This window comes from Isoptericola sp. NPDC057391, from assembly GCF_042668085.1.
GTDB lineage: Bacteria > Actinomycetota > Actinomycetes > Actinomycetales > Cellulomonadaceae > Isoptericola.
Genome location: NZ_JBHVBO010000007.1, coordinates 1 through 17221 on the forward strand (window position 1 = coordinate 1; position 17221 = coordinate 17221).

Consider the following 17221-nt stretch of genomic DNA (forward strand, 5'->3'; position numbering starts at 1 on the left):
GGCGGTCGCGGCCACGACCGCGGGCGGGCGCCAGCCGCCCGCGAGCAGCCGCGGCCCGGCGTCCCGCAGCGCCCAGGCGGGCTCGCGCACGTCGACGAACGCGCGCAGGCAGGCGGCGCAGTCGACGAGGTGGTCCTCGACCCCGGCGCCCTGCCCGGCCGGGACGCCGCCCTGGACGAGGTCGTGGAGCGTGCGCCGCGTGTCGGCACACCCCGGCGGGCAGCCCGGTGCGTGCGCCTCGGCGAGCGCCGCCGCGAGGGCCTGCTCGGCCTGCGGCACCAGGCGGGCCGCCGCGCGCGGGTGCGTGCCGAGCGCGGCCGCGACGGCGGACGGCTCCTGTCGCTGCACGTGCGTGGCCCACAGCAGCCGCTGGTCGTCGGGCGGGAGGGTCGCGAGGGCGGCGCGCAGCACCGCGGGGTCCGCGGTCCCCGCCGCGCCGGGCCCTCCCCCGCGCCCCGCGGCCGCGGCGGCGACCCGCATCCGGCGGATCGCGTCGTCGACATAGCCCGCGCGCGCCGGCGCGTCGTCACCGCCGGTCTCGGTCACGGTGCCCCCCGTCCCTGGGTCTCCACCAGCGCGCCGACGGCGCGCTCGCGGGGCTCATGATGGCAGCGCACCCCAGGGTCTCGGCGAGCCCCTGTCCAGCCGGGTCTCAGGGGACGGGGACGGCGGACGGCTCGGCGACCGGCACCGGCCGTGGCCGCCCCTGGGGAGAGGGTGGCCACGGCCGGCGTCGGCTTCGGGGTCAGGGTCGCTGCGGGTCAGGACCTCGCGGTCGCGAGCGCCTCGACGTGCCCGCGCCCGGCCAGCCCCATGAGCCGGTCCAGCGCCCGGCGGGCGTCGGCGCGGTCGTCCTCCTGCGCGGCGAGCACCAGGGAGTACAGGTCCTTCGGGTCCTCCGGCTCGGCGACGAGGTCCAGGTGCTGCAGCAGGGCGGCGGGGACGTCGTCGCGCACGAACCGCAGCGCCGTCCAGTCCTCGACGGCGAAGCCGACGGAGTCGAAGACGGTCACGGTGGTGTCGTCCGGGGTGTGCCGGTCGCCGGCGTGCCGCGTGAACGCCTCCCCCGGCCCCGCCGTGGCGGGTGCGCCGCGGCGGCCGTCGCGCCGCCCGGCCACGACCTCCCACAGCTCGGTGACGACGAGGTCCGGCGTCTGCTGGATCTCGCCCTCGATGCGGGTCTGCGGCTCGTACTCGACGAACACCTCGGCGGCGCGCAGGATCGCCGGGTCGAGCTCCGTCTTGCCGGGGCAGTCGCCGCCGATGGCGTTGACGTGCACGCCGGGGTGCGCGAGGCGGAACACCATGTCGTGGGCGAGCACGGTCGCGTTCGCCTTGTCGGCCGTGCAGGTGGTGATCACGTCGGCGCCCGTGACGGCGTCCTCCCCGCTGGTCGCCTCGTGCACCTCGAAGCCGAGGGCGCGGGCGTGCCGGGCGAGCTTGGCCTGCGCGCCCGGGTCGGTGTCCCAGACGCGCAGGTGCGTGATGCCGAGCGCGGCCCGCATCCCCAGCGCCTGGAACTCCGACTGCGAGCCCGCGCCGATCAGCGCGAGGGTGCGCGAGCCGGCGCGCGCCAGGTAGCGGGCGGCGAGGGCCGACGTCGCCGCCGTCCGCAGCGCGGTGAGCAGCGTCATCTCGGCGAGGAACGTGGGGTAGCCGTTGCGCACGTCGGCGAGGACGCCGAACGCGGTGACCGTCTGGAAGCCGCGGGCCGGGTTGCGCGGGTGGCCGTTGACGAACTTGAAGCCGTAGGTGACGTCGTCGGACGTCGGCATGAGCTCGATGACGCCGTCGCGCGAGTGCGACGCGACCCGCGGCCGCTTGTCGAGGTCGGGCCAGCGGGCGAGGTCGACCTCCAGCGCGTCCACCAGGCGCGCGATGACGGCCTCCGGTCCGCGGTGCGCCACCCAGCGCGCCATGGACGCGACGTCGAGGAACGGGACCCGGCTGGTGGGCAGGTGCGTGGGCTCGGTCATGCGCGGGCCTCCTGCTCGGTCGTGGCGGTCGGGGCGGGGCGGAGCTCGAGGGTGCAGCACTTCACGGAGCCGCCGCCCTTGAGCAGCTCGGACAGGTCGATCCCGACGGGCTCGAAGCCGCGCTCGCGCAGGCGGGCGTGCATGCCGGTGGCGCGGTCGGTGAGAAAAACGTGCCGCCCGTCGGAGACGGCGTTGAGGCCGAGCACCGCGGCGTCCTCCGGCGTGGCGAGGACCGCGTCGGGGTAGCGCTCCGCGAGCACCGCCTGCGAGGCGGGGCTGAACGCCTCCGGCAGGTAGGCGACCAGCGGCGACGGGCCGGCGTCGAGCACCGCGAGCGCCGTGTCGAGGTGGTAGTAGCGGGGGTCCACGAGCTCGAGGGTCACGACCTCGACACCCAGCAGCGCGGCGACCTCGGCGTGCGCGGCGCGGGAGGTGCGGAAGCCGGTGCCCGCCAGCATGACCTCGCCGGCGAGCAGCAGGTCGCCCTCGCCCTCGTTCTGCTCGGCCGCCTGGCCGAGGCTGACGACGCCGTCGCCCGCGCCGGCGAACCACGTGTCGTACGCGATCCCCTCGGGCCGCCGCTCCGGGTAGGTGAACCGCGCCGCCAGGGCGCGCCCGCCGACCACGACGCCGCCGTTCGCGGCGTACACCATGTCGGGCAGGCCGGGCACCGGGTCGATCACCTCGACGCGGTGGCCGTAGGCCTCGTACGTGGCGCGCAGGTGCTCCCACTGCGCGAGCGCCCGGCCGGCGTCGACGGGGACGCCGAGGTCCATCCACGGGTTGATCTCGTAGACCACGTCGAAGTAGGTGGGCGGGCACATGAGGAAGCGGCGCGGGGTGGCCGTCCGCTCGATCCTCGCGGGCTGGGGAACCGTGGCCGACGTCGTCGTCGGCGTGGTGAGGGCCGTCATGACCGGGACGCTAGGGCCGCGGTCGTTGCGACCGACGCGCGATCCGTTGCGTGTTGCGGGCGCCGACCTGACGGATCGTGCGCGACGGTGGAAGAAATCGGGCATGGTGGCGGCATGGACGTGCTGAACCGGAGGATCGTCGGCCACCTGCTGCGCGACGGGCGCGCGACCTACGCCGACATCGGCGCCGACGTCGGGCTGTCCGCGCCGGCGGTGAAGCGGCGGGTGGACGTCATGCTGGCGCGCGGCGAGATCACCGGGTTCACGGTGCGGGTGGCGCCGGAGGAGCTCGGGTGGGGCGTCGAGGCGTACGTGGAGCTGTTCTGCCGCGGCAACGTCTCCCCCGCCACGCTGCGCCGCGACCTGGCGACGATCCCCGAGATCGTGCGGGTCGACACCGTCACCGGCGAGGCCGACGCGATGGTGCAGATCATGGCCGGGAACATGGCCGACGTGGAGCGCACGGTCGAGGCCATCCGCGCCAGCGCCCGTGTCGACAAGACGCGCACCTCGCTGGTCATGACGCGGGTCATCGACCGGCCCGCACGGTCCTCCTCGGCGGAGGGGGCGTGACGTGCGCGCCCGCGGGCTCGTCGGGCCGCCCGTCGGCCTCACGGTCGTCGTCGCGGCGGCGGCCGCCCTCGCGTCCTGCTCCTCCCCCGGCGACGACGCCGCGCCGCTGCCGAGCGGCGTCGCGCAGGACCTGAGCGCCGAGCTGCGGCAGGACCGCACCCAGTACGCGGACCGTCGAGCCACGCTGCGCGTCGTCAACGGCTCCGGCCGCACGGTGACGCTGCTCGGCGGCGCCCTCGACGCGCCGGGCTACGGCCCGAGCAGCCCCGACGGCGCCCCGCGCGCCCGCACCCTCGCGCCCGGCGCCGGACGCGACGTGCGGCTACGGCTCGGGGAGGTCGACTGCGACGCCGAGCCGCCCGCGGCCCTCACCGGCGCGGACGCGCAGCGGACGCCCGTCGCCACGGCGACCGTGCGCCTCGCGGCAGGAGAGGCCTCCCCCGGGAGCACGCCGGCGGGGACCGCCGTCGAGGTGGAGGTCGTCGACCCGCTGGCCCGCCTCGCCGCCGTGCACGCGGAGGCGTGCGCCGAGCGCCTCGTCGCCTCCGGCGTGGCGCTGCGCGTCGGCGACGTCCGCGCCGCGCGGGTCCGCACCCCCGACGGTGTCGTCGACGGCGGGCGCATCACCCTCGCGGTCGAGCCCGTGCCCGGCGGCCCCGACGTGGGGCTGCTGCGGGTGGCGGGCACCACCCTGCTGTCCCCCGCCTCCGGCCCCGCCTGGACGGGCGACGACCTGACCCCCGACGCCGGCGGCCGGGTCGTGCTCGACGTCGTGCCTGCGCGCTGCGACCCGCACGTCGTGGCGGAGGACAAGCGCGGCGCCTTCCTGCCCGTGCACGCCGAGGTCGACGGCGCCCGGCAGCCCGAGATCTACGTGCCCATGACCGACGAGCAGCGCGCCGCCGTCTACGGCCTCGTGCATGACGCGTGCGGTTGGGGTTGAGCGGAGAGCGGGTGAAATCCTGTGAGGCCTTCCCCTTATTGAGGCAACCTCAGTAGTCTCGCTCCAGCCCCGTCGATGGCGACGGGCCACGGCCCCGCGCCGTGCCACCTCCCGCGTCGACGTGGACGCGCTCCGGAGTGAGGCCCGATGACCCCCACCGCACCCGTTCCCCGCCGATCCCGCGGCCATGCCGCGTCCACCGTCACCGCCATCGCGGCGCTCGCCCTTGCGGCCCTTGTCGCGCTCGTGGTGCTCGTCCTGCTCGACGGCAAGGTCGCCGACGGCGCCACCCGCCTCGACGCCGGCGCCACCGCCGTGCGCGACGGCGCCGCTGACCTCGCCGACGGCAGCGGTCGCCTCTCCGACGGCGCCGGCGCCCTCGCCGACGGCGCATCCGACCTGTCGGACGGCACCGCCCGCCTCGTCGACGGGACCGACGAGCTGACGGCCGGCACCGCCGAGCTCAACACCGGTGCCGCCGAGCTGTCCGAAGGGCTGAACGACCGACTGAGCCCCGGCGCGACCCGAGCGTCCGCGGGGATCGTCGAGCTGCACGACGGCACCGTCCGGCTGCGCGCTGGCAGCGCCGAGCTCGCAGCCGGCGCGTCCCAGCTCCACGACGGCAGCACCACCCTCGCCGTCGGCTCGGGCGAGCTCGCCGACGGCGCGGCAAGCGCCGACGCCGGCGCGAGCCGGCTCGCCGCGGGCTCAAGCACGGCCGCGGACGGCGCGCAGGCCCTCGCCGGCGGGACTGAGGCGCTGGCCGCGGGCAGCGCCCGGCTCTCCGCCGGTGCAGCGAAGCTCACCGGTGGCGTCCACGACCTCTCGCAGGGCATCGACACTCTGGTCGGCAAGGGCGGCGACCTTGCGGCCGGCGCAGCCAAGGCTGCCACCGGTGCCCAGGAGGTCCTGCAGGGCGCCACGGGCGTCGACCAGGGTGCGGACAAGGTCGTCGCCGGCACGACGAAGGCTGCTGGCGGAGCGTCCGACCTCGCCGCCGGAGCCGCCCGGACCGCAGACGGAGCCCGGCTGGCGGCCCAGAGCGGCGCACAGCTCGCCGAGGGGCTGAAGACCGCCGTCTCCGGGGCGGATCAGACCGCCGAGGGGGTTTCCGGCATCGCAGGAGAACTCAGGACGCTGGCGAAGTCCACGGAGGACGAGGCGACCAAGGCGCACCTGGAGGCGCTCGCCGCCAAGGCCGACGCCGTCGCAGGTGGAGCGGGCCAGGTCGCGAGCGGTATCCGCACCGGACAGGAGAACGTCGCCGCGCTCGCAGGATCGCTCCGCGAGGTCGCCGGAGGCGCCACCCTGGTCGAGGCCGGCGCCACCGGTATCGACGCGGGTCTGAACGACGCGGAGGACGGTCTGCTCGTCGGGACGAAGGCCCTCGCCCTCGGCACCGAGAACCTCAAGACCGGCGCCGGGAAGCTCGCCGACGGCACCACCGACGTCAGCGACGGCGTGTCCGCTGTGCTCGACGGCGGCAAGAAGCTTCAGGCCGGGGCGACGACTGCCGCAGCCGGCTCCAGCACTCTCGGTGCCGGGCTCGACGACCTCGCGGGCAAGAGTGTCACGCTGAACGACGGCGCCCAGCTCGTCGCGTCCGGGACGGGCCGCCTTGCGTCGGGCGCCACCGAGCTGGCCGGAAGGATGCCGGCGCTCGCCGAGGGAGCCGCGACGGTCGCGGCGGGCAATGCCCGGCTGTCCACCAAGCTGGGCGACGCGGAGGCTGGCGCGTGGCGTCTGACGACCGGTCTCGATGACGCGGAGGCAGGCGCAAGCCGCCTGGACGACGGGCTGGACGAGCTGGCGACGGGCGCCACCGACGCCGCGGCCGGCGCCGAGCGGCTGCGCAAGGGCGGCGAGCGACTCGACGACGGCGCGGCGGAGCTCGCCACGGGCTCCGGCGAGCTCGCCGCCGGGGCGGGCCGGCTCCTGTCGGGCGCGTCGGAGCTCTTCGAGGGGAGCACGGAGCTGGCGGACGGCGCCGGCGAGCTGTCGGCCGGGACGGTCGAGCTCGCGGACGGCACCACCACGATGCGCACGGAGATGGAGTCCAGCCCTGCGGACCCGGCGGCGCTGGCGGGCGGGATGTTGCTGGCCCTCGGCCTCCTGGGCGGGGTGGTGGCGCTGACCCTCCACCTGCGCCGTCGCGCCTGAGGGCGAACCGACACGCCGGACGGCCCGGCCGACACTCAGGGGAGCGTCGGCCGGGCCGTCGGTGCGTCAGGGCGTTCCGGTCACCACCTGCCGAAGATGACCTCCCACAGGCTCTTCACCCGGATGGTGGTGGTCGTCGAGGCGGGCTCGGTGGCGTCGTCACCGGTGTAGCGGACCTCCACCTCGACGGTGCCGGGCTTGAACGGCCCCGCCCACAGGCGGGCGTCGCCCTTCGCGTTCAGCCTGTCGGCGTCGACCTTCCTGCCGTCGACCGTCGCGGTGACCTTCCCGGTGGGCGTGCCGTCAGGTGTCTCGACCGACACCGCGAGGCGCACCGGCTGGAACCAGGCGACCGCGGTCTTCGGGGCGTCGACCGTGAGGGTCGGGGTGGCCTTGGCCGGCTCGGTCACCTCGATCGGCACGGTCACCTCGGTGCCGGTCGCCGCGCCCGTGAGGGTGAGGCTCGCGGCCCCGGCCGGGGTGTCCGCCGGGAGCTCGACGGCGACCGACGCGGTGCCGATCGTGTCGTCCGGCGTCGTGCCGGCCGTCGTGGTGACGGGGGCCGTGCCGAGCTCGGCGTCGCCGAGGGACACGGTCAGCTCGGAGTCGGTGACGTCACCCGGCGCGGACATGGACCAGGACGAGACGTCGAACGCGACGGTCGTGCCGGGCTCGTACGCCTCGGGGGCGTCGGCCGGGAACGAGACGCCGACGGCGCGCTGGCTCGGGTCGACGGGGAGCGGCTCGTCGGCGGCGAAGGTCGCCATGTAGTCGACGAACGCCGCAAGGTCGGCCTTGCCCGTGTCGCGGGCGTTCGCACCCTCCGCGAACGCGCGGAAGTTGTCGCCGCCCGAGGCGAGGAACGAGTTCGCCGTGACGGAGTATGACGCCGCCGGGTCGACGGCCTCGCCGTCCAGCCACATGCCGGTGATGCGGTCGCCCTCCTCGCGGTTCGCGTCGAACGTGTACGTGAACCCGTCGGAGACGCCCAGGCGCAGGAACGGCCGCGACGGCACGTTGCCGTCGGCGTCGCGCTGCCACTGCTGCTCGAGGACGGCCTTGATTTGCTCGCCCGTGAGGTCCATGTTGACGAGGGTGTTGGCGAACGGCTGCACCGCGGCCGCCTGCTTGTAGGTGAGCGTGCGCGGGAAGGCGTCCGTGCCGGAGCCCACCATGTCGGCGCGCAGGCCGCCGGGGTTCATGAACGCGATCTGCGCGCCGCCCGACTCGGGTGCCTCGGTGGCCCAGCGCTGCACCTCGGCCACGAGGTTGCCGAGCGTGGACTCGCCGCCGCGGTTCTCCGCGCCGGACGACAGCTTGGCCCGGTTGAAGGCCCCGCCGATCTCGCCCAGCGGCTCCGCGCCGAGCACGTCGGCCTCGGCGACGGCGTCGGACACGATCGTCGCGACGTCCGGGTCGGCCGGGTACTGGCCAGCGAGCGGCAGGACCGCCGTCTCGACGCCGACCGGCTCACCCGTCGCGGCGTCCACCGAGTACGTGAGCTGGTTGAGGTTGTAGCCGTACTGGCCCGCGGAGACGACCGGGCGCTCCGTCACGGCCTCGCCGGCCCACTCGTCGACCGGGAACTTGCAGTCGTAGGCGAGGTGCGTGTGCCCCGAGACGATGGCGTCCACCTCGGGGCCGACGTCGTTGACGATGCTCGCGAACGCGTTGTCCGCCGTCGGCATCGCGGCGCAGTCCGTGGACTCCGCGCCCTCGTGCACCAGCATGACGACGAGGTCGGCGCCCTCGGCCTTGAGCGCGTCGGCCTCCTCGTTCACCGAGTCGACGATGCCGCGCACCTCGAGGTCGGCGATCCCGGCCGGGCTGACGAGCGCGGGCAGCTCCTCGGTGACCGCGCCGACGAAGCCGACCTGCACGTCGCCGAAGTCCTTCAGCCACGTGGCGGGGACGGCGTCGTCGCCGGTCGCCCTGACCTTGAGGTTCGCGGCCACGTACTGCCACTGCGCGCCGCCGTACGGGTTGGTCGCGGCGTCGTAGGGCGCCATCACGCGGTTCACCAGGTCGTCGTAGCCCTGGTCGAGCTCGTGGTTGCCGACCGCCGACACGTCGAGGCCCGCGGCGTTGAGGGCGTCGATGGTGGGCTTGTCGTGCTGGATGAAGGACTCGAACGTCGAGGCGCCGATGAGGTCGCCCGCGGCCGCGAACACGGTGTTCGGGTTCTCGGCGCGCAGCTGCTGCACCGCGCCGGCCAGCACCGCGGCGCCGGCCTCGGTGCCGTTCGCCTGGATGCGGCCGTGGAAGTCGTTGGTGGCGAGGATCTGGACGTCGACGATCGGGTCGGCGCTGGCGGACACGGCGCCGGCGGTCGTGAGCCCCGCGAAGGCGAGGGTCACGCACGCGACGCCGGCGGTCCGCCGCCGAGGAAAGGGCCGAGCAGAGGACATGGGTTGCTCCCGGTGCCAGTGACTGTGGTGGGCGTCACCGTAGCGGGGCCGTGCGACAGCGGCATGACGACCACGAGAACCGGGGACGAACGCCGACCCGGGAGGGCTCCGTACTACCTCGCCGGGCCCGGGACTACCTCGCCGGGCCGTGTACTACCTCGGCGAGACCGGGTCCGGCTCGTCCTGCGCCGCGGGCACGGCGGACCCGGCGGGGACCGCCGTCGGCTCGCTCAGGTGGCCCGTGCGGCGCAGCCACCACTCGGCGAGGAGCGTCGTGAGGGGCGGGACGGCGGCCGCGAGCGCCACCAGCGTGCGGAACCAGCCCCAGCGCAGCTTCACCGCGGCGACCAGCGCGACCACGACGTAGGCCACGAACGCCGCGCCGTGCAGCCGGCCGAACAGCCAGACGCCCGCCTCCGTCGTCTCCGTGACGTACTTGAGGAACATCCCGACCAGCAGGCCCGCCCAGGTGAACGCCTCGATCACGGCGATCGCCGCGTACACGCGGCCGGTGCGGGACAGGGGCTGTCGGGCGGACGACGGGGACGCAGGCATGCGGGACCTCTCGGGCGGTGCGGACGCGGTGTCCCCAGTCTGCCCGACACACGTCGTCGTCCCGCCCGACGAGGTGACAGCCCGTCGGCACCTCGGCGCGGCAGGGTCGAACGCGATCCTCGGAGTCAGGCCAGCGGGCCGAGGGCCGCGCGCCGGTCGGTGCCGGACAGGGCGGCCGCGAGCGCGGGCTCGTCGAGCGCGTCGACCAGCCGCTTCTCCTCGTACCGGAAGTGGGTCTCCATGACGGCGTCGATGCCGTCGAGGTGGCGCTCGAGCGTGGCCGCGTCCGCGTCGGCGTCGACCGCGCGCGACAGCTCGCCCAGCAGGTGGTCGAGCATGCGGTGGTCGCGCTGCAGCTCGGCGACCACGCCGGCGAGGTCGGGGCGCAGGTCGAGCAGGGCCGTGAAGACGTTGTCGTCCTCGCCGCGGTGGTGGCCCTCCAGCGCCTGGCAGAACCCGTGGCAGTACAGGCCGAGCAGGCGGCGGGGGTCGCCGTCGGCCCGGGAGGCGGCGCCGTCGGCGGTGGCGACGGCCTCCCGCGCGACCTCCAGCGCGTCGCGGAGGCGGGCGTGCACGGCGAGCAGCTCCTGCCCCCACGCGACGAGGCGGGCGGTGAGGTCGGCGGTGCCGGACGAAGGGTCGGTGGACGGGGCGGTGGTCTCTCGGTTCGGGTCGGTCACGATGCGCCGAGCCTAGTCGGGCGGGACCGGCGAGGGCGCGGCGGTCGAGCCCCTGGTCACGACGCCGTCGCCCGCCGTCCACCTGGTGTCCGCCGCGCGGTCACGCGGGACCGATGGGATGGTCGGGCAACGGACGCCCGAGCCCCATCCCCTGGAGGACGACATGGACCACCGCAGCTCCGCCGCCCCCGCCGGCATCACCCGACGCGGCGCGCTCACCGCCGCTGGTGCGCTCGGCGCGCTGGGCGTCGCCGGCGCCCTGTCCGCGCCGGGTGCCGCCGCCACGACCGCCGCACGACCGGCCAAGGGCGCGCTGATCGGCCCCGCCAAGGGGACGACGCTGCACGCGATGAGCTTCAACATCCGGCTGGACCGCGAGGACGCGACCCAGCCCGGCGAGCCCGACCACTGGCCCGACCGCGCCCCGCTCGTCACCGCCTTCCTCGCGCTGGAGCAGCCCACGATCCTCGGGGTGCAGGAGGCGGAGTTCCAGCAGCTCGTCGCCGTCGAGCGGGGTCTCGGCAAGCACTACCGCACGGTGGGCTACGGACGGTCGGGCGGCGCGGACGGCGAGTACTCGGCGATCTTCTACGACGCTCGCCGGCTCACGCTGCTGTGGTGGGACCAGTTCTGGCTGTCGGACACCCCGGACGTCATCGGCTCCACCACGTGGGGCAACTCGGTGACCCGCATCGTCACCTGGGCCCGGTTCCGCGACGAGCGCACCGGCACCGAGCTCGTGCACGTGAACTCGCACTTCGACCACCAGTCGGAGCACGCCCGCGTGCGCAGCGCCGAGGTGGTGCGCGACCTGGTCGCCGGGTTCGGGCTGCCCGTCGTCTTCACCGCCGACGCCAACGCGCCCGCCGAGCGGTCCGCGCCCTACGACGTGCTCGTCCCGGACGGGGGCCTGCTCGACACGTGGGTGGCGGCCGACCGCCGGCTCACCCCCGACGTGGGCACGTTCCCCAACTACGGCGAGCCCGTGCCGGGCGGCAACCGCATCGACTGGGTGCTCGCGACCGGAGGCACCGAGGTGCTCGCCGCGGCCACCAACACCTGGACCAGGGACGGTCGCTGGCCCAGCGACCACACCCCGGTCCAGGCGCTGCTGCGCCTGCCGTGACGTCGGCGCGGCGGCGATGAGTCCGGGCGGCTCGCGCCGTCCCCCCTCCATGACGAGACCACGTGACGCCTCGGACGTCGGTCCCGCGGACGGCGACGCCCTCGGCCCGGAACGCTTCACCGACGGCCCGGCGCGGCTGTGCTTCCAGGCCGTCGGGGACCCCGCCGACCCGACGGTGCTGCTGGTCGGCGGCGTCGGGTCGTCGATGGACTGGTGGCCCGCCGACCTCGTCGCGGCGCTCGCCGCCGGCCGGCACGTCGTCCGGTACGACCACCGCGACACGGGCCGCTCGGCCACCAGCCGGCCCGGCGCCCCCGACTACACCGGCCGGGACGTCACGGAGGACGCGCTGCGCGTGCTCGACGCCGTGGGCGCCGCCCGGGCGCACCTGGTGGGCCTGTCGATGGGCGGCGCCATCGTGCAGGAGCTGGCGCTCGAGCACCCCGACCGCGTCGCGTCGGCCACGCTGATGTCCACGACGCGCGCGTTCGCCGGGGCCGACGACGCCGCCCTGCCGCCGTCCGACCCCGCGCTGCACGGCCTCTGGGACGGCCCCTCCCCCGACCCGGGTGACACGGCCGCGCTCGTCGAGGCCGCCGTCGCCGAGGACCGCGCGCTCACCGGCCGGGGCGACTTCGACGAGGCACGCACCCGCGCCGTCGCGACCCGCGCCGTCGAGCGGTCGACCGACCCGACCGCCGGGAGCAACCACTTCGCCGCGGAGCCCGGCGCGCCGTTCGAGGGCACGCTCGCGGACCTCGCCGTGCCGACGCTCGTCGTGCACGGCAGCGAGGACCCGCTGTTCCCCGGCCACGGCGCGGCGCTGGCGGCCCAGATCCCCGGGGCGCGGCTGCTGGTGCTCGACGGCGTCGGCCACCAGGTCGCGCCGCCCTCGTCGTGGGACGTGCTGCTCCCGGCCCTGCTCGAGCACACCGCCGAGCCCACCCGCTGAGCCCACCGCCGAGCGCACACCCAGGCAACAGGGCCAGGATGGGCGGCATGTCCTCCCTCATGCTGACCACCTGGGGCCACGCCGGCGTCCGCCTGGAGCGTGACGACCGCACCCTCGTCATCGACCCCGGCACGTTCACCGACCCGCGCATCCTCGACGGCGCCGACGCCGTGCTCGTCACCCACGAGCACGCCGACCACGTCGACGTGCCCCTCGTCGCCGCGGCGCTGGCCGCCGCCGGCGGGCCCGGCCTGTGGGCGCCGGCCCCCGTCGTCGAGCAGCTCGCAGGGGCCGGCGCCCCCGCCGACCGCCTGCGCGCCGTCGACGGCGGGGACGAGCTCACCGCGGCGGGGTTCGCGGTGCGGGCGCTCGGGCACGTGCACGCCACCATCCACCCGGACATCCCCCCGCCCGCCAACGTCGCGTACCTCGTCGACGGCGCGGTGTTGCACCCGGGCGACTCGTTCACGCCGCCGCCCGCGGGCGTGGCGGTCGAGGCGCTGACGCTGCCCGTCGCGGGCCCCTGGATGAAGCTCGGGGAGGCCGTCGACTACGTGCGCCGGGTGGCGCCGCGGGTCGCCGTCCCGATCCACGACGCCATCCTCAGCGACGCCGGGCTGGCGCTCGTCGACCGCGTCGCGGGCGGGCTGGGCGGCGCCGAGTACCGGCGCCTCTCCGTCGGCGAGCCGCTCCAGGTCCCGCTCCCTGACGGCCCGCGGTGACGGTCAGCCGCGGCTGAGCGGCACGACGTCGGCCAGCGGCGCCTGCAGCTCCGCCGCACCGCCGGCGGGGCGGAAGCCGAGCGCCACGTTGATCGCCAGCATCGGGGCGTTCGTCTCGTTGTTCCACGTGGAGATCCGGCGCGCGGCGGGGCGCAGGCGCGTGTGCTCGCGCAGGTTCACCGCCTTGAGGAGCATGCCCAGCCGGTGGCCGCGGTGCCCGGGCAGCACCACGGTGCTCTCCTGCTCGGTGAGCTCGGGGCGGTCGTCAGCCCACTCGAGGATCGTCATGCCCACGAGGGTGCCGGTGGGCGCGTGCTCGGCCGCGGTGACCAGCAGCGTCTGCCCGCGCTCGGCGCGCTTGGCCTCCTCGACGCGGATGCGCGCGCCGTCCCACTGCTCGGCCTCGAGCGCGAGGCCGCCGTTCGGCTCGTCCTCGGACAGGCTGTGCTCCAGCGCCGCGAGCTGCTCGACCCACGCCTCGGGCATCCGGTCCTGCCAGGTGTGCAGGCGGTAGGCGTCGCCGGCCCGCGCGGCGGCGTCGGCGGCGAACCGCTCGACGACGTCGTCGGGCAGCGGCACGTCGAGGACCGAGCGGCGCGCGACGATCTCGAGCCCCAGCCCGGCCCGGCGGGCGAAGCGCATGCCGGGCAGCGCGGCGGAGACGAGCCCCGGCCCCTCCCGCGGCGCGAGGGCGACGGGCGACCCCGGGGCGGGCTCGTCGGCGAGCTCGACCTCCGCGAACACCGTGGTGCGGCCCTCGGTGAGCGCGATCCGACGCAGCCGGTCCGCGACGGCCGACCCGATGCCCCGGCCGCGGTGCTCGGGCAGCACCGCGACCCGCACCTCGGCGAGGTGGCGGTTGTCGGAGACGGGCAGGGTGAGGACGCCGTGCCCGACGACGCGGGGGGCGGGGCCGTCGCCCTCGCCTCCAGCCACCGCGACGAGCCGGTGACGCCGCGCGTGCTCCTGGTGCCGGTCGGCCACCAGCAGGTCGACGGCGCGCGGCGCGAAGTCGTCGTGACCCAGGTCGGCCAGGGCGACGGCGCGCTCCAGCGCCGCGATCCCGTGGTACGCCCACGCCTCGGGCGCGTCGAGACGGTCGGCGCGGGGCGGTTCGACGAGGCGCCACGTCGGTGTGGCCGCGGGGGTGCTCATGCCCACACGGTGCGCCGCGGCGGGGGCCCGCGTCACGCGCTTTTCGGCGGCCGGCGTCGCGGCTCGCCCGCCCCGGCGCGTAGGGTGCCTGACCGTGACGACCGAGACCCCCCTGCCGGTGACCACGGGCCGGCTGGTCCTGCGCGAGCACCGCGCGGAGGACCTCGAGCCCCTGCTCGCCTACTACGCCGACCCCGATGTCGCGCGCTACCTGCTCGAGGAGCCGTGGACGCCGGACGTCGCGGAGGCGCAGCTCGCGAAGCGCCTCGCGCGCACGCGCATCGACGAGCCCGGCTCCGCCCTCGCGCTGATCGTGGAGCACGACGGCCGGGTCGTCGGCGACGTCGCCCTGTGGACCACGGGCGACACCGTCTCCCGCGGCGAGATCGGGTGGGTCTTCCACCCCGACCACACCGGGCAGGGCTTCGCGACCGAAGCCGTGCGCGCCGTCCTGGGCCTCGCGTTCGACTTCTACCGCATGCACCGCGTCGTCGCGCAGCTCGACGCCCGCAACGACGCCTCCGCCCGGCTGTGCGAGCGCGTCGGGATGCGGCGCGAGGGGCACCTGCGCGAGGACTGGTGGTCCAAGGGCGAGTGGACGGACACGCTCGTCTACGGCGTGCTCAAGGGTGACCGCGCGGCCTGACCTTCCGCCGCGGACGACGCCGCGGCACGATGGGGCGATGACCTCCGACATCGTGGTCCGGCCCGCGAACGAGGCGTCGTGGGACGACCTGCAGACCGTGCTCGGCCAGCGCGGCGAGGCTGCGCGGTGCCAGTGCCGGTGGTTCCAGACGCCGTCGTCCGACTGGCGCGAGACCGCCCGCGAGGAGCGGGCGGCCGCGCTGCGCCGTGACACGCACTGCGGCGAGCCGGACGCCCCCACGACCAGCGGGCTCCTCGCCTGGCTCGACGGCGAGCCCGCCGGGTGGTGCGCCGTCGAACCCCGCACCGCGTACCCCCGGCTGCGCACCGCCCGCGTGCCGTGGTCGGGCCGCGCCGAGGACAAGGACGACGACGGCGTGTGGGCCGTGGTCTGCTTCGTCACCCGCGCCGGGTACCGCCGCCGCGGGGTCAGCGCGGCCCTCACCGCCGCCGCCGTCGAGCACGCCCGCTCCCGCGGGGCGCGCGCCGTCGAGGGGTACCCGATGGTCGTGGGGCCCGGCTACCAGGACTCGTGGGGCGAGCTCTACGTCGGCGTGGCGTCGGTGTTCGAGGCCGCCGGGTTCCGCGAGGTGAGCCGCCCGACGTCGCGCCGCGCGGTGATGCGCCTCGACCTCTGATCCCGGCCCCGCTCAGCGCCGCTCGACGTGCTCCGCCAGGAACTCGCCCCACGTCTGCTTGCCCACGGCGCGGTCGGGCGCGAGGTTGCCGCCCGCCGCGTACGCGCGCGACGCGGCCCCGGGGACGCGGACCGGCATCGTGGGCCGCCGCGACCCGACGGCGTCGAGGTAGTCCCGCACCATCTCGCGGAACGTGAGCACCTCCGGCCCGGCGATGTCGGGCACGCGCCCCTGCGGGTCGCCGAGCGCCAGCTCCACGAGGCGCGCCGCGACCTCGTCGGCCGCGATCGGCTGCGCCCTCCAGCCCGACGGCGTGGGCACCACCGGCAGCTTCGCCAGCGCCCGGGCGGCGATGAGCACCAGCTCGTGGAACTGCGTCGCGCGCAGGTTGGACCACGCGATCCCGGACTCCTCCAGCACCCGCTCCTGGGCCAGCTTGCTCGCCATGTAGCCGAGGGCGCGACGGTCGAAGCCGGACCTCACGGGCACCTTTTCCGCACCCACCACCGAGACGTTCACCAGGTGCGGGTCCGTGCCGGCGTCCCGGATCGCCCGCACCAGCGCCCGCGCCATCGGCTCGTTGTGGAGCTGGTCGCCGGCGAGGTGGACGATCGCGTCCGCGTCGCCCACGGCCTGCGCCAGGCCCTCGCCCGTCGTCCAGTCGGCGACGACGAACCGCACGCCGTCCCCGTCTGCGTGCGGGCTGCGGCTGAGCACCCGCACCTGCGCACCGGTGCGCACCAGCCGCGGCACCACCAGCCTGCCGAGATGTCCCGTCCCACCGGTGACCAGGATGCGTGTCATGCCGTCCTCCTCCGTCGCCGCGCGACCATCGCGCGTCCTGCCACTCCGACGACACGGGGTGCGGGGACGTGACGACCGCGGCGGCTACCGACGGCCACGCTCGACGGCGACCGTGCCGGTGTCGAGCGGGAAGCGGCGCCGCAGCAGGATGCGCTGGACCAGGGTCCACGTCACCGTCACCAGGAGGTACAGGCCCGCGGCGAGCGGGACGAAGCACGCGACGGCGGCGGTGACGAACTGCAGCGCACCCAGCGCGCGCTGCATCCCCGGTGCGGCGGCCGGGCCCGTCGCCGAGGGCACGGCCAGCGCCCCGCCGGGCAGCGCGGCGCGCCGCGTCAGCTCGCCCACGAGGGCGACGGCGAGCACGAGCCCGCCGAGCACCGCCACGGTCGCGACGCCCGGTGCCCCGCCGGAGAGCACCCCGACGAGGCTGGTGCCGAGCGGCACGCCGAACACCGTGTGGCCCAGCAGGGCGTTGGTGCCGCCGGCGATCTCCGCGTGCACGAACACCGCGTAGATGACCCCGACCACCGGGGCCTGCAGCAGCATCGGCAGGCAGCCGGCCAGGGGCGTGGTGCCCTCGTCGGCGTAGAGCTGCATCGTGGCGCGCTGCAACGCCTCGGGGTCCGCGCGGTGGCGGCGCTGCAGCTCGGCGATCCGGGGAGCGAGGCGCATCCGGGTGCGTTCCGCGCGGGCCTGCGAGATCCCGACGGGGATGAGGGCGGCGCGGACGGCGAGCGTCACGGCGACGACGGCGGCCGCCGCGGCACCGGCGCCGAGGGCCGGTGCGAACAGGTGGGTCAGGCCCATCAGGGCGTGGTACGCGCCGCCGAGCACGGCGGCGACAGGGGGGAGGGCGAAGAGATCCATGGGGTGTCCTCGGTCGAACGACAAGGGGTCGCGTTCGCCGAACACCCCGCGGGCGTGCGGGGTCGCCGCAGCAGCGCGCACGAGGGCGCACCGTCCGGGC

Annotated in this window: 17 protein-coding genes; 8 read left to right on the forward strand and 9 right to left on the reverse strand. The window is 76.1% G+C overall.

All coding sequences use genetic code 11. From position 1 onward, the window contains the following. The 3 genes from ACFUVW_RS01895 to ddaH form a co-directional block, all read right to left on the reverse strand. On the reverse strand, nucleotides 1–546 hold a 546-nt coding region (locus ACFUVW_RS01895), incomplete at its 3' end, for a hypothetical protein (RefSeq protein ID WP_430569652.1). A gap of 215 nt (nucleotides 547–761) precedes the next feature. Continuing rightward, the gene (locus tag ACFUVW_RS01900) at nucleotides 762–1976 is read right to left on the reverse strand and encodes an ornithine cyclodeaminase (RefSeq protein ID WP_430569653.1); all 1215 of its coding nucleotides are present in this window, start codon (nucleotides 1974–1976) and stop codon (nucleotides 762–764) included. After that, a complete protein-coding gene (gene ddaH / locus ACFUVW_RS01905; protein ID WP_430569654.1) occupies nucleotides 1973–2890 on the reverse strand; it encodes a dimethylargininase in 918 nt (305 codons plus the stop codon). The genes ACFUVW_RS01900 and ddaH overlap by 4 nt, the downstream gene beginning before the upstream one ends. 114 nt (nucleotides 2891–3004) lie before the next feature. Here ddaH and ACFUVW_RS01910 point away from each other — a divergent pair, with 114 nt between their 5' ends. The 3 genes from ACFUVW_RS01910 to ACFUVW_RS01920 all read left to right on the forward strand — a co-directional run bounded on the left by ACFUVW_RS01910 (nucleotide 3005) and on the right by ACFUVW_RS01920 (nucleotide 6566). Further along, nucleotides 3005–3463 (forward strand): Lrp/AsnC family transcriptional regulator, encoded by a 459-nt coding sequence (locus ACFUVW_RS01910; RefSeq protein ID WP_430549148.1) that lies wholly within the window; start codon nucleotides 3005–3007, stop codon nucleotides 3461–3463. Nucleotide 3464: 1 nt separating this feature from the next. Next, nucleotides 3465–4406 (forward strand): hypothetical protein, encoded by a 942-nt coding sequence (locus ACFUVW_RS01915; protein WP_430569655.1) that lies wholly within the window; start codon nucleotides 3465–3467, stop codon nucleotides 4404–4406. A gap of 147 nt (nucleotides 4407–4553) precedes the next feature. Further along, nucleotides 4554–6566 carry a hypothetical protein gene (locus tag ACFUVW_RS01920; protein ID WP_430569656.1) on the forward strand — a complete coding sequence of 671 codons (2013 nt, stop codon included), beginning with the start codon at nucleotides 4554–4556 and terminating at the stop codon, nucleotides 6564–6566. An 80-nt stretch (nucleotides 6567–6646) separates the two neighbouring features. On the opposite strand, the gene ACFUVW_RS01925 is transcribed toward ACFUVW_RS01920, so the two are convergent. The 3 genes from ACFUVW_RS01925 to ACFUVW_RS01935 all read right to left on the reverse strand — a co-directional run bounded on the left by ACFUVW_RS01925 (nucleotide 6647) and on the right by ACFUVW_RS01935 (nucleotide 10209). After that, on the reverse strand, nucleotides 6647–8923 hold the full coding sequence (locus ACFUVW_RS01925; RefSeq protein ID WP_430569657.1) for a 5'-nucleotidase C-terminal domain-containing protein: 2277 nt from the start codon (nucleotides 8921–8923) through the stop codon (nucleotides 6647–6649). 204 nt (nucleotides 8924–9127) lie between these two features. Continuing rightward, on the reverse strand, nucleotides 9128–9529 hold the full coding sequence (locus ACFUVW_RS01930) for a DUF3817 domain-containing protein (RefSeq protein ID WP_430569658.1): 402 nt from the start codon (nucleotides 9527–9529) through the stop codon (nucleotides 9128–9130). Nucleotides 9530–9654: 125 nt separating this feature from the next. Next, complete coding sequence (locus tag ACFUVW_RS01935) at nucleotides 9655–10209, reverse strand: hemerythrin domain-containing protein (protein ID WP_430569659.1); 555 nt, start codon at nucleotides 10207–10209, stop codon at nucleotides 9655–9657. A gap of 163 nt (nucleotides 10210–10372) precedes the next feature. Here ACFUVW_RS01935 and ACFUVW_RS01940 point away from each other — a divergent pair, with 163 nt between their 5' ends. From ACFUVW_RS01940 to ACFUVW_RS01950, 3 genes are read left to right on the forward strand one after another with little or no spacing between them, the layout of a single operon-like run. Next, nucleotides 10373–11335 (forward strand): endonuclease/exonuclease/phosphatase family protein, encoded by a 963-nt coding sequence (locus ACFUVW_RS01940; protein WP_430569660.1) that lies wholly within the window; start codon nucleotides 10373–10375, stop codon nucleotides 11333–11335. Between the two features lie 49 nt (nucleotides 11336–11384). Then, a complete protein-coding gene (locus tag ACFUVW_RS01945) occupies nucleotides 11385–12287 on the forward strand; it encodes an alpha/beta fold hydrolase (protein ID WP_430569661.1) in 903 nt (300 codons plus the stop codon). A gap of 47 nt (nucleotides 12288–12334) precedes the next feature. Further along, a complete protein-coding gene (locus ACFUVW_RS01950; protein ID WP_430569662.1) occupies nucleotides 12335–13009 on the forward strand; it encodes an MBL fold metallo-hydrolase in 675 nt (224 codons plus the stop codon). A gap of 3 nt (nucleotides 13010–13012) precedes the next feature. Here ACFUVW_RS01950 and ACFUVW_RS01955 read toward each other — a convergent pair whose 3' ends face one another. Continuing rightward, complete coding sequence (locus tag ACFUVW_RS01955; RefSeq protein ID WP_430569663.1) at nucleotides 13013–14164, reverse strand: GNAT family N-acetyltransferase; 1152 nt, start codon at nucleotides 14162–14164, stop codon at nucleotides 13013–13015. A gap of 94 nt (nucleotides 14165–14258) precedes the next feature. Here ACFUVW_RS01955 and ACFUVW_RS01960 point away from each other — a divergent pair, with 94 nt between their 5' ends. Further along, nucleotides 14259–14810 (forward strand): GNAT family N-acetyltransferase, encoded by a 552-nt coding sequence (locus tag ACFUVW_RS01960; protein ID WP_430569664.1) that lies wholly within the window; start codon nucleotides 14259–14261, stop codon nucleotides 14808–14810. A gap of 37 nt (nucleotides 14811–14847) precedes the next feature. After that, entirely contained in the window at nucleotides 14848–15447 is a 600-nt protein-coding gene (locus ACFUVW_RS01965; protein WP_430569665.1) for a GNAT family N-acetyltransferase, read from the forward strand. A gap of 12 nt (nucleotides 15448–15459) precedes the next feature. On the opposite strand, the gene ACFUVW_RS01970 is transcribed toward ACFUVW_RS01965, so the two are convergent. Continuing rightward, nucleotides 15460–16251 (reverse strand): SDR family oxidoreductase, encoded by a 792-nt coding sequence (locus tag ACFUVW_RS01970; RefSeq protein ID WP_430569666.1) that lies wholly within the window; start codon nucleotides 16249–16251, stop codon nucleotides 15460–15462. An 84-nt stretch (nucleotides 16252–16335) separates the two neighbouring features. Further along, nucleotides 16336–17121: a YidC/Oxa1 family membrane protein insertase gene (locus ACFUVW_RS01975; RefSeq protein WP_430569667.1), complete on the reverse strand. Its 786-nt coding sequence runs from the start codon at nucleotides 17119–17121 to the stop codon at nucleotides 16336–16338. Nucleotides 17122–17221: the final 100 nt, after the last annotated feature.

Coding starts and splice junctions, on each gene's coding strand:
- ACFUVW_RS01930 (WP_430569658.1), bottom strand. CDS start 9,529: ATGCCTGCGTCCCCGTCGTCCGCCCGACAGCCCCTGTCCCGCACCGGC.
- ACFUVW_RS01910 (WP_430549148.1), top strand. CDS start 3,005: ATGGACGTGCTGAACCGGAGGATCGTCGGCCACCTGCTGCGCGACGGG.
- ACFUVW_RS01920 (WP_430569656.1), top strand. CDS start 4,554: ATGACCCCCACCGCACCCGTTCCCCGCCGATCCCGCGGCCATGCCGCG.
- ACFUVW_RS01970 (WP_430569666.1), bottom strand. CDS start 16,251: ATGACACGCATCCTGGTCACCGGTGGGACGGGACATCTCGGCAGGCTG.
- ACFUVW_RS01940 (WP_430569660.1), top strand. CDS start 10,373: ATGGACCACCGCAGCTCCGCCGCCCCCGCCGGCATCACCCGACGCGGC.
- ACFUVW_RS01955 (WP_430569663.1), bottom strand. CDS start 14,164: ATGAGCACCCCCGCGGCCACACCGACGTGGCGCCTCGTCGAACCGCCC.
- ACFUVW_RS01975 (WP_430569667.1), bottom strand. CDS start 17,121: ATGGATCTCTTCGCCCTCCCCCCTGTCGCCGCCGTGCTCGGCGGCGCG.
- ACFUVW_RS01950 (WP_430569662.1), top strand. CDS start 12,335: ATGTCCTCCCTCATGCTGACCACCTGGGGCCACGCCGGCGTCCGCCTG.
- ACFUVW_RS01965 (WP_430569665.1), top strand. CDS start 14,848: ATGACCTCCGACATCGTGGTCCGGCCCGCGAACGAGGCGTCGTGGGAC.
- ACFUVW_RS01945 (WP_430569661.1), top strand. CDS start 11,385: ATGACGAGACCACGTGACGCCTCGGACGTCGGTCCCGCGGACGGCGAC.
- ACFUVW_RS01900 (WP_430569653.1), bottom strand. CDS start 1,976: ATGACCGAGCCCACGCACCTGCCCACCAGCCGGGTCCCGTTCCTCGAC.
- ddaH (WP_430569654.1), bottom strand. CDS start 2,890: ATGACGGCCCTCACCACGCCGACGACGACGTCGGCCACGGTTCCCCAG.